Source organism: Lysinibacillus sp. BF-4 (genome assembly GCF_000743635.1).
GTDB lineage: Bacteria > Bacillota > Bacilli > Bacillales_A > Planococcaceae > Metalysinibacillus > Metalysinibacillus saudimassiliensis.
The window spans coordinates 1-10,100 of the sequence record NZ_JPUW01000055.1 but is presented as its reverse complement, the minus strand read 5'-3'; the positions used below and the strand labels follow the sequence as shown (position 1 = coordinate 10,100).

Below are 10,100 nucleotides of genomic sequence, written 5' to 3'. Positions count from 1 at the left end.
GGGCTACGCCCTTCACGTTCCTTGAGGTGGGAGTATTCTCGCCTATTTTTGATAAATATTTCTAGTGGCTGACTTGACTAAAACAAATAAGGTAATTGCTGTGACCAGCGTGACACAAGTAAAAAGAATTGTGCTACTAATGAGCCGAGTGCAATACTCATAAAAATATATAACAGTTGTACCTGAAAGACACGATTTTGTTTAACAATTTGATCAAGACGCAGTGCTTGTAACGCAAAAAAAGCAACTGCGATAAAAAAGACATGTGCAATTAAGCTAATTAATGCCTCTTGCCCTAGTGCATGATACACATCCATTTCATTGTCCTCCTTATAAAAAAAGAGCGCCCCGAAATGGGACGCTCTTTGTACATATTAGATATTACCCTCATGAACGCGGATACGATTCATCGCACGTTGTAAAGCTAATTCAGCGCGTGTTGCGTCAAGGTCAGCTTGTTTCTTAGCCATGCGTTGTTCGGCACGAGCTAATGCTTCTTTGGCACGCGTAACATCGATATCAGTTGCTACTTCAGCAGCAGGAGCTAAAATCGAAATTTTATCTGGTCGCACTTCAACGAAGCCGCCGCTAACTGCTACTAACTCTTCTTTGTTGTCAGCTTTTTTTAGCTTAACCGCACCAACTGCAAGTGGTGCTACCATTGGAATATGGCCTGCTAAAATACCCATCTCACCAGAAGTTGTTTTCACAATTACCATTGATACGTCTGAATCGTATACAGGGCCGTCGGGAGTGACAATATTGACTGTTACTGTCTTCATATGTTTTCCTCCTCCGTACCTAGTATTATACCTCTACGCCCATGCTTTTCGCTTTTTCGATTACTTCTTCGATAGAACCTACTAGACGGAAAGCATCCTCTGGTAAATGGTCATACTTACCTTCAAGGATTTCTTTGAATGAACGAACTGTTTCTTTAACTGGTACATAAGAACCTTTTTGACCAGTGAATTGTTCAGCTACGTGGAAGTTTTGAGATAAGAAGAATTGAATACGACGAGCGCGGTCAACTGTTTTCTTGTCTTCATCACTTAACTCATCCATACCTAAGATAGCAATGATATCTTGTAATTCGCGGTAACGTTGTAACGTTTGTTGAACGCCACGAGCAACACCGTAGTGTTCTTCGCCTACGATTTCTGGTGAAAGCGCACGTGAAGTAGAAGCTAATGGGTCAACCGCTGGGTAGATACCCATCTCAGATAATTTACGCTCTAAGTTAGTTGTTGCATCTAAATGGGCGAAAGTAGTTGCAGGAGCCGGGTCAGTATAGTCATCGGCTGGTACGTAGATCGCTTGGATCGAAGTAACAGAACCTTTGTCTGTAGACGTGATACGCTCTTGTAATTTACCCATGTCAGTAGCAAGTGTTGGTTGGTAACCTACCGCAGAAGGCATACGACCTAATAGGGCAGAAACCTCAGAACCTGCTTGCGTGAAACGGAAGATATTATCGATGAATAAAAGTACGTCTGCACCTTGCTCATCACGGAAATACTCAGCCATTGTTAAACCAGTTAATGCTACACGCATACGTGCACCAGGTGGCTCATTCATTTGACCGAATACCATTGCTGTTTTCTTGATTACACCAGAGTCACTCATTTCGTAGAATAAGTCATTACCCTCACGAGTACGCTCACCTACACCTGCGAATACCGAGATACCGCCGTGCTCTTGTGCGATGTTGTTGATTAATTCTTGGATTAATACTGTTTTACCTACGCCGGCACCACCGAATAGACCGATTTTACCACCTTTGATGTATGGTGCTAATAAGTCTACTACTTTGATACCTGTCTCTAGGATTTCAACTGTAGTTGATAAGTGTTCAAAACTTGGCGCTTCGCGGTGAATTGAATCACGACGTACGCTAGCTGGAATTTCTTCACCTAAGTCAATAATGTCACCTAGTACGTTAAATACGCGACCTAATGTAACTTCACCAACTGGTACAGAAATAGCTTTTCCTAAGTCTGTAACTTCTGCTCCGCGTTGTAAGCCATCTGTAGATGACATAGCAATCGTACGAACAGCATCATCACCTAAATGAAGTGCTACTTCTAATGATAGAAGTTGTGCTTCTTCATTTGGACGTTTAATCTCAACAGTTAATGCGTTAAAGATTTCTGGTAATTTACCGTTTTCGAACTTAACGTCAACTACCGCACCCATTACTTGTAGAACGTGTCCTTTATTCATTTACTGTGTACCCTCCTTATCGATTGGTATATAGCTTATTGTAGCTAATACCTTATACGACATTGGGAAGCTGGCCTATTCTAAGGCTGCAGCTCCACCAACGATTTCTGTAATTTCTTGTGTAATTGCGGCTTGACGCGCGCGGTTATATGAAAGTGATAAATCATCGATTAACTCACTAGCATTGTCTGTTGCACTCTTCATAGCTGTCATACGAGCAGCATGTTCACTTGCTTTACCGTCTAATAATGCACCGTAAATTAGGCTTTCCGCATATTGTGGAAGTAACACTTCAAGAATTGCTTCGCCTGATGGCTCGAATTCGTAAGAAGCAGTTGTACCTGCTGGCGCAATATCTGTTAATGGTAAAAGCTTTTTCTTCGTAACTTCATTTGCAATCGCACTTACGAAGTGATTGTAGTACATATAAAGCTCGTCATACGTACCATCCGTGAACATACCAACAGCCTTACGAGCGATGTCTTTGATGTCAGCAAATGTAGGTTGGTCAGATAATCCAACAATTTCACCGATAACGTTGTGATCACGTTTAACGAAGTAATCGCGCACAACACGGCCAACTGCTAGAATAACGTACTCATCCTTAGATTTATGACGTTCGTTTAATGTAGCTTGCACTTTACGTAAAACACTAGAGTTATACGCGCCTGCTAAACCACGGTCAGAACCGATAACAAGATAAGCTGTCTTTTTAACTGGACGAACCGTTAACATTGGGTGACCGCTGTCTTTCGTACCTGATGCGATTGCACCAACTACGTCTTGTACCTTTTCCATATAGGGAACGAATTTTTTTGCGTTTTGCTCAGCACGGTTTAGCTTAGAAGCTGAAACCATTTGCATCGCTTTAGTAATTTGACTTGTTTTCTTAGTCGATACTATACGCATTTCGATATCACGTAAGTTTGCCACTGGTATTTCACCACCTTATTGTTTTTTGTTCATCATCTACATAAATGTTCTTTTACACACATCAACTAACTACCTCTGCAGCGGTAATTAGTAGATGGTGTTGAACATATTTATTGAATAATTTTTTGCGTTGCTTCGTTCATACCGAATTTTCCAACGATGTGCTGGTCTGAACGGTGAACGTAGCTTTTAACGGTATCCAGCTCTTTCATACCATACGTTCAGCCGTTTCGGTTCTTTCCTACGTGTGCAAGCACACTGCGTCAAGATCCTCCAACTTCCTCACGTATAAACGGTATGAAGAGCTTTTAATTATTATTCAGATTTTGCGAATGTTTTCTTGAAAGCGTTGATTGCTGCTGTCATGTCTGCATCTGGCGCAAGTTCTTTTGTAGAACGGATGTGATCTAAAACGTTAGTGTGGTTTGAATCTAACCAGCTTAACATTTCACCTTCGAAACGAACGATGTCTTGTACTGGAATATCATCTAAATGACCACGAGTTAATGCATATAAAATAGCAACTTGTTTTTCAACTTTAAGTGGTTTGTTTAGGTCTTGTTTAAGAACTTCAACCGTACGTTTACCACGCTCTAGTTTAGCAAGTGTTGCTTTATCTAAGTCAGAACCGAATTGAGCGAATGATTCAAGCTCACGGAATGCAGCTAAGTCAAGACGTAGTGTACCCGCAACTTTTTTCATTGCTTTAATTTGAGCCGAACCACCTACACGTGATACTGAAAGACCAGCGTTGATTGCTGGGCGTACACCTGAGTGGAATAAGTCAGATTGTAAGAAGATTTGACCATCAGTGATAGAGATAACGTTTGTTGGGATATATGCTGAGATATCGCCCGCTTGTGTCTCTACGAATGGTAAAGCTGTAATAGAACCTGAGTTGTAAGACTCGTTTAACTTCGCAGCACGCTCTAATAAACGGCTGTGTAAGTAGAATACGTCACCAGGGTAAGCTTCACGACCTGGAGGACGACGTAATAATAATGAAAGTTCACGGTAAGCCGCTGCTTGTTTAGATAAGTCATCATAAACGATAAGTACGTGTTTACCTTGTAACATGAACTCTTCCGCCATTGATACGCCAGCGTAAGGAGCTAGGTATAATAATGGTGCTGGTTGTGATGCAGAAGCTGTTACTACGATAGTGTAGTCTAATGCACCGTTTTTACGTAATGTTTCAACAACACCACGAACTGTAGATTCTTTTTGACCAATTGCAACGTAGATACAAATCATATCTTGGTCACCTTGGTTAAGAATTGTATCGATAGCTACCGAAGTTTTACCAACTTGGCGGTCACCGATGATTAATTCACGTTGTCCACGACCGATTGGTACAAGAGCGTCAATCGCTTTAATACCAGTTTGTAGTGGTTCGTCAACTGATTTACGTGCCATTACACCGAAAGCTGGGCTTTCGATAGGACGTGTTTTTGTTGTATTAATCGGGCCTTGACCATCAACTGGTTGACCTAATGCGTTTACTACGCGTCCGATTAATTCTTCCCCAACAGGAACTTCCATAATACGGCCAGTACGTTTTACGCTGTCGCCTTCTTTAATGTCAGTGTATGGTCCTAGAATAACGATACCTACGTTACCTTCTTCTAAGTTTTGTGCCATACCCATAACACCGTTAGAGAACTCTAAAAGTTCTCCAGCCATAGCGTTGTCCAGGCCATGAGCAAGAGCGATACCGTCACCGATTCGGATAACTGTACCTACTTCGCTTACTTCTAATTCAGATTGATAACCTTCAATCTGCTGCTTAATCAGCACGCTGATTTCTTCAGCCTTGATGCTCATGTTTGTCACCTCTCACATTTCTTAATATTATCCGATTAACTCATTTTCAAGACGCGCAAGCTTTGCAAGCACTGTGCTGTCAAAAATATGGTTACCGATTTGAACACGAATACCACCTAATAATGATGGGTCGATTTCGTTTGTAATTGTTAATGTTTGTTTGCCAACACGTTTAGCAAATGCTGTTGAGATGCTTTCGCGCTCTTCAGCTGTAAGTTCGCGTGTTGAGTATACTACTGCGTTTGCAGAGCCTTGCTCATTAGCTGCAAGTTCACTGTAAACTTCGGCAATAGCGCCTACTTCAGTAATACGTTTTTTATCAACTAATAGTTGAAGTGTGTCAAGAACCGTTGGTGTTGCACCTGCGAACAGTTGCGTTACCATTTGCTTCTTTTTTTCGATTGTGATTTTTGGTGCGCCAAGCACTGCTAAAAAATCAGGTGATTGTTTAGCTACTTTAACGATTTCCTGTAAATCAGAACCTACTTCAGCAAGTTGGCCTTGCCCTTTTGCCAGCTCAAATAGTGCTTGAGCGTAGCGTTTAGCTACGATTGACTGAGTCATTTCGCTTCGCCTGCCTTCGCAATCGTTTCTTCGATTAACGCACGGTTATCATTCTCAGAAATTTCTTTACCAAGAACTTTAGATGCTGCTAATACAGATAACGATACAACTTCTTGTCGAACTGCTGCGATAGCTTTTTCTTTTTCTGTTTCGATGTCACGTACAGCTGATTCTTTTAAACGTGTAGCTTCAGTGCGTGCAGCTTCAAGAATTTCTTCTTTTTGTAGCTCGCTCTGTTTCTTCGCGCCTTCAACAATCGTTTGTGCTTCAGTACGTGCTTCTTTAAGAAGCGCTTTTTGTTCTTCTAATAGTTTGTGAGTTTCTTTGCGTGCTTTTTCAGCTTCGTTGATTTCGCTCGCTACGAATTCTTCACGTTGTTGCATCATGCCCATTAATGGACCCCATGCAACTATTTTAAGAAGTAACATTAAAATACCGAAGATCACAACTGTCGCTAAAGCATCACCTAGGTTCAGTTTGTTAAGATCAAAACCTGCACCTAAAACTAAGTAATCTAATACCACGATTGTTTCACTCCCTTCAAGAGCATATAAAATAATGTTTCAATTGTTTTCATTTAAGGTAAAACGTTATAGAAATGATGTTGCCATCTAATGTTCGTAATTAATAGGAAAGGCGAAGCGTCCTCAGTTGAATCTTCTCCGCCGACTTAATTAAATTAGTTATTACTTGTTCATTACGATGAATGCTACTACTACTGCGATGATCGGTAATGCCTCAACTAATGCAACCCCGATGAACATTGTAGTTTGAAGAACGCCACGTGCTTCTGGTTGACGAGCGATACCTTCTACTGTTTTTGAAACGATAAGACCGTTACCAATACCTGCACCAAGTGCACCTAAACCAATTGCGATTGCCGCTGCTAATAAACCCATTGTTAAATTTCCTCCTTGGAAGTGTTTGTTTTTTTGTTTTTTATAAGTAGTTACCTACCTATTATATTAATGGTCGTCACTCACTTTGTGAGCAATATAAACCATCGTTAACATTGTAAAGATGAAACCTTGGATAAAGCCGATGAAGATAGAGAAACCTTGCCAAGCCATCATTGGGATAATACCACCTAGGAATCCCATAGCTCCTGCTGATGCAAGACCTGCGATAAGCCCGATTAAAATCTCACCTGCGTAAATGTTACCGTAAAGACGTAGACCAAGTGTTAGCGTATTCGCAAACTCCTCAACAAGCTTTAACGGGAACATAAATGACATTGGTTGGAAGAAACTTTTTCCGTAATTTCCAGTACCACGCATTTTTACTCCATAATAATGTGTAAGTAATAAAATCATTACAGCTAGAGACATTGTAACTGTAGGGTCTGCTGTTGGTGATTTCCACCATAGCACGTGATCATACGCAATAGAGAATGGTAAACCTAGTAAGTTCGATACGATGATGAACATAATAAGTGTTAACCCTAAAACGTGGAATCGACCGCCCGTTTTCCAGTCCATGTTACTTTTAACAATGCCTTTAACGAAGTCCATTACCCACTCCATGAAGTTTTGCTTTCCTGTTGGCTTCATTTGTAGATTACGCGTACAAATAAATGCGATTAAAAATACAATTGTTGCTGAAACAAGAAGCATCATAATTGTAGATAAGTTAAATACTAAAGGTAAACCTAAAATATTAACCTCTTTTAATGGTGATATGTGATCCATTTTTGCAATTCACCTCTCTTTCTAATGCACATGTTAGTGGTTCCTTAAATGAGATACGATTCGCTCTAAATAGAGGAAAGCGTATGGAAGCATCAGCCCAATTACCGTACTTGCTACATTAAAGTGTTCTGGTATGGTCATAGCTAATGCGACTGCTGCAACACCTGACGCAAAGCGAAGCAATGTGCCGAGCGATGTTGTTTTTGTCCCTTCACTTATGGAACGGTCAAACTTATCCATACGACGTACTAAAATCCAGAAGTTGTACGTGCCAAACAATGCACCAAGTGCGATGCCTGCAAATACGGTTTCATAAGATGTAGCCGTCCAGCCGATCGCGCAAATTGCGAGCAAAAAAAATAACGCTCTTTTCTGCATAGTAAAAATGTGATGCAAATCTAGCATTTGTTTGTCGTCTCCTGAATCGTTTTTTTATCGTAATACTTGGGTAAATTTGATGACCACTTAGTGAAATCAGAAACGAGTAGTTACCTACTCAAGCGGTGTGGAAGTGAAGTATAGTAGAGAATCCCTTGCAGATTCTTGTAGAAATGCTGGGATACTATGCAACTTCCGCCTGCATGTGGACGTCAATAATCCAGACGCAAAATGCGAACTGTTTTTACCTGTTTCAACTGCATGAACAGTGTGAAACTTAGATGAGATAAGCGTTTTCACAACTTTGCAGTAATAAAAAACGTTATCAATAATACCCTTTGTAAGCATACAATAGTAGGTTTTTGAAGTCAATTAGTTCTAGAGAAAAACTTCACAAGCCTATTTTTCTTGTCAAATTGTTGACAAAATTGTGTTATGCTTCACAATCTCTATGATACCATATAAAATCACGCAAAAAACAACTTACTTACCACGAAATACACATCGAAAATACTGTTTTTCTGTTGCTCGTGCAAATTATTTATTTTCGTCTTTTTTCAAGAATTGTAAAAGCGCTTTCACGATTCTTTCAGACGCATGACCGTCACCATACGGATTTGACGCTTTTGCCATCAAATTATAAGCATCTTTGTTGACAAGTAACTCCTTAGAGAGTGCATAAATCGTTTCTTCCTCTGTACCCGCAAGTTTTAACGTGCCCGCTTCAATTCCCTCTGGACGCTCTGTTGTATCACGTAGCACAATTACAGGCTTACCAAGTGACGGAGCCTCCTCTTGAATACCACCTGAATCTGTTAAAATCATATACGACTGTGACGCAAAGTTATGGAAATCAAAAACTTCAAGTGGTTCAATTAAATGAATGCGTGGGTCATCACCTAAAATTTCATTTGCTGTTTCACGTACCACTGGATTCATATGCATTGGGTATACCACTTGAATGTCATCATGCTCCGCAAGCAAACGCTTAATTGCTTTAAACATATTACGCATTGGCTCGCCTAAGTTTTCGCGGCGGTGTGCAGTTAATAAAATCATGCGGTCCGTACCAATAGCGTCAAGTACTGGGTGCGTATAGTCTTCGCTTACTGTCGTTTTTAATGCATCAATCGCTGTATTGCCCGTCACAAAAATCGTAGCGTCGTTTTTATTTTCGTCTAATAAATTTTGGCGCGACTTGTCAGTTGGTGAGAAGTGTAAATCTGCCATTACACCTGTTAGCTGACGATTCATTTCTTCTGGGTATGGTGAGTATTTGTTCCAAGTGCGCAAGCCCGCTTCAACGTGACCAATCGCAATTTGGTTATAAAATGCCGCAAGACTTGCGATAAAGGTAGTAGCTGTATCACCGTGCACTAATACGATGTCAGGCTTCGCTTCCTTCATTACTTTATCTAGCCCTTGTAAGGCATTTGTTGTTACGTCAATTAATGTTTGACGATCCTTCATAATATTTAAATCATAATCGGGCTTAATTTCAAAAGTTGTGAGCACTTGATCTAGCATTTGACGGTGCTGTGCCGTTACTGTCACGATAGATTCAATTTCCTCTGGGTGTTTTTCAAGCTCTAGCACAAGCGGCGCCATTTTAATTGCCTCTGGACGCGTACCAAAAATCGTCATTACCTTCCACTTTTTCATCTGTTATCCCTACCTTTTTGTAATATAGAAAACGCCCCCTACTCTCATAGGGAACGCTCTTTTTTATTTCGTGCCGAATAAACGGTCGCCAGCATCGCCAAGTCCTGGAACGATGTAACCATGGTCGTCTAATTTTTCGTCTAATGCTGCGATGTAAACATCCACGTCATTATGCGCTTCTTGTAATGCTTTAACGCCTTCTGGTGCTGCGATTAAACACATAAATTTAATGTTAATGGCACCGCGTTTTTTAAGTGAGTTGATTGCTTCAATTGCCGAGCCACCTGTTGCAAGCATTGGGTCTACAACGATAAACTCACGCTCTGCTACGTCTGCTGGTAATTTTGCATAATACTCAATTGGTTGTAATGTTTTAGGGTCGCGGTATAAACCAATGTGACCAACTTTAGCTGCTGGGATTAGTTTTAGTACACCCTCAACCATACCGATACCTGCACGTAAGATTGGCACGATACCGATTTTTTTACCGCTTAATACTTTAGAAGTCATTTCAGTTACTGGTGTGTTAATTACTTTGTCCTCTAATGGTAGTTCGCGTGTAATTTCGAAGGCCATTAATGTTGCAACCTCATCAACCAATTCACGGAATTCTTTTGTGCCTGTGTTAATATCACGGATATGTGTTAATTTATGTTGAATTAACGGGTGATCAAATACATATACTTTGCTCATAGTGAGTCGCTCCTAACTTTTTTTGAAAATGTCTTTTTTAATCTAAACTAGTATAACAGAAAGTACTATGCTTTTTGAAATTTGTTTTGTGTTGTACACAACTTTGTGCGAAACATAAAAAAGCCTCCGCTCAAA

Annotated in this window: 12 protein-coding genes; all 12 read right to left on the bottom strand. The window is 40.4% G+C overall.

Annotated features, from left to right (window positions below; all coding sequences use genetic code 11):
* Positions 1 to 77: 77 nt before the first annotated feature.
* The 12 genes from CH76_RS12550 to upp all read right to left on the bottom strand — a co-directional run bounded on the left by CH76_RS12550 (position 78) and on the right by upp (position 9,965).
* Positions 78 to 317, bottom strand: a complete 240-nt coding sequence (locus tag CH76_RS12550) for a DUF1146 family protein (protein ID WP_036146955.1) — start codon at positions 315 to 317, stop codon at positions 78 to 80.
* Positions 318 to 374: 57 nt separating this feature from the next.
* Positions 375 to 782: a F0F1 ATP synthase subunit epsilon gene (locus tag CH76_RS12545; protein ID WP_036146952.1), complete on the bottom strand. Its 408-nt coding sequence runs from the start codon at positions 780 to 782 to the stop codon at positions 375 to 377.
* Positions 783 to 807: 25 nt separating this feature from the next.
* Entirely contained in the window at positions 808 to 2,223 is a 1,416-nt protein-coding gene (gene atpD, locus CH76_RS12540; RefSeq protein WP_036146948.1) for a F0F1 ATP synthase subunit beta, read from the bottom strand.
* A gap of 75 nt (positions 2,224 to 2,298) precedes the next feature.
* Positions 2,299 to 3,156, bottom strand: a complete 858-nt coding sequence (gene atpG, locus CH76_RS12535; RefSeq protein WP_036146947.1) for an ATP synthase F1 subunit gamma — start codon at positions 3,154 to 3,156, stop codon at positions 2,299 to 2,301.
* Positions 3,157 to 3,471: 315 nt separating this feature from the next.
* Entirely contained in the window at positions 3,472 to 4,980 is a 1,509-nt protein-coding gene (atpA, locus tag CH76_RS12530; RefSeq protein ID WP_036146944.1) for a F0F1 ATP synthase subunit alpha, read from the bottom strand.
* 27 nt (positions 4,981 to 5,007) lie between these two features.
* Positions 5,008 to 5,544, bottom strand: a complete 537-nt coding sequence (locus CH76_RS12525; protein ID WP_036146943.1) for a F0F1 ATP synthase subunit delta — start codon at positions 5,542 to 5,544, stop codon at positions 5,008 to 5,010.
* Positions 5,541 to 6,068 carry a F0F1 ATP synthase subunit B gene (gene atpF, locus CH76_RS12520; protein WP_036146940.1) on the bottom strand — a complete coding sequence of 176 codons (528 nt, stop codon included), beginning with the start codon at positions 6,066 to 6,068 and terminating at the stop codon, positions 5,541 to 5,543. The genes CH76_RS12525 and atpF overlap by 4 nt, the downstream gene beginning before the upstream one ends.
* A gap of 162 nt (positions 6,069 to 6,230) precedes the next feature.
* Positions 6,231 to 6,443 carry a F0F1 ATP synthase subunit C gene (atpE, locus tag CH76_RS12515; RefSeq protein WP_010857993.1) on the bottom strand — a complete coding sequence of 71 codons (213 nt, stop codon included), beginning with the start codon at positions 6,441 to 6,443 and terminating at the stop codon, positions 6,231 to 6,233.
* Between the two features lie 66 nt (positions 6,444 to 6,509).
* On the bottom strand, positions 6,510 to 7,232 hold the full coding sequence (gene atpB, locus CH76_RS12510; protein ID WP_036146938.1) for a F0F1 ATP synthase subunit A: 723 nt from the start codon (positions 7,230 to 7,232) through the stop codon (positions 6,510 to 6,512).
* Between the two features lie 33 nt (positions 7,233 to 7,265).
* Positions 7,266 to 7,637, bottom strand: a complete 372-nt coding sequence (locus CH76_RS12505; RefSeq protein WP_036146937.1) for an ATP synthase subunit I — start codon at positions 7,635 to 7,637, stop codon at positions 7,266 to 7,268.
* A gap of 510 nt (positions 7,638 to 8,147) precedes the next feature.
* Positions 8,148 to 9,272, bottom strand: a complete 1,125-nt coding sequence (gene wecB / locus CH76_RS12500) for a non-hydrolyzing UDP-N-acetylglucosamine 2-epimerase (protein ID WP_036146934.1) — start codon at positions 9,270 to 9,272, stop codon at positions 8,148 to 8,150.
* Positions 9,273 to 9,335: 63 nt separating this feature from the next.
* Complete coding sequence (gene upp / locus CH76_RS12495; protein WP_036146932.1) at positions 9,336 to 9,965, bottom strand: uracil phosphoribosyltransferase; 630 nt, start codon at positions 9,963 to 9,965, stop codon at positions 9,336 to 9,338.
* Between the last annotated feature and the right edge of the window lie 135 nt (positions 9,966 to 10,100).

Excerpts from the sequence above, each read along its gene's own strand:
- upp (WP_036146932.1), bottom strand. The coding sequence starts at position 9,965 with ATGAGCAAAGTATATGTATTTGATCACCCGTTAATTCAACATAAATTA.
- CH76_RS12550 (WP_036146955.1), bottom strand. The coding sequence starts at position 317 with ATGGATGTGTATCATGCACTAGGGCAAGAGGCATTAATTAGCTTAATT.
- wecB (WP_036146934.1), bottom strand. The coding sequence starts at position 9,272 with ATGAAAAAGTGGAAGGTAATGACGATTTTTGGTACGCGTCCAGAGGCA.
- atpA (WP_036146944.1), bottom strand. The coding sequence starts at position 4,980 with ATGAGCATCAAGGCTGAAGAAATCAGCGTGCTGATTAAGCAGCAGATT.
- atpD (WP_036146948.1), bottom strand. The coding sequence starts at position 2,223 with ATGAATAAAGGACACGTTCTACAAGTAATGGGTGCGGTAGTTGACGTT.
- atpB (WP_036146938.1), bottom strand. The coding sequence starts at position 7,232 with ATGGATCACATATCACCATTAAAAGAGGTTAATATTTTAGGTTTACCT.
- CH76_RS12525 (WP_036146943.1), bottom strand. The coding sequence starts at position 5,544 with ATGACTCAGTCAATCGTAGCTAAACGCTACGCTCAAGCACTATTTGAG.
- atpE (WP_010857993.1), bottom strand. The coding sequence starts at position 6,443 with ATGGGTTTATTAGCAGCGGCAATCGCAATTGGTTTAGGTGCACTTGGT.
- CH76_RS12545 (WP_036146952.1), bottom strand. The coding sequence starts at position 782 with ATGAAGACAGTAACAGTCAATATTGTCACTCCCGACGGCCCTGTATAC.
- CH76_RS12505 (WP_036146937.1), bottom strand. The coding sequence starts at position 7,637 with ATGCTAGATTTGCATCACATTTTTACTATGCAGAAAAGAGCGTTATTT.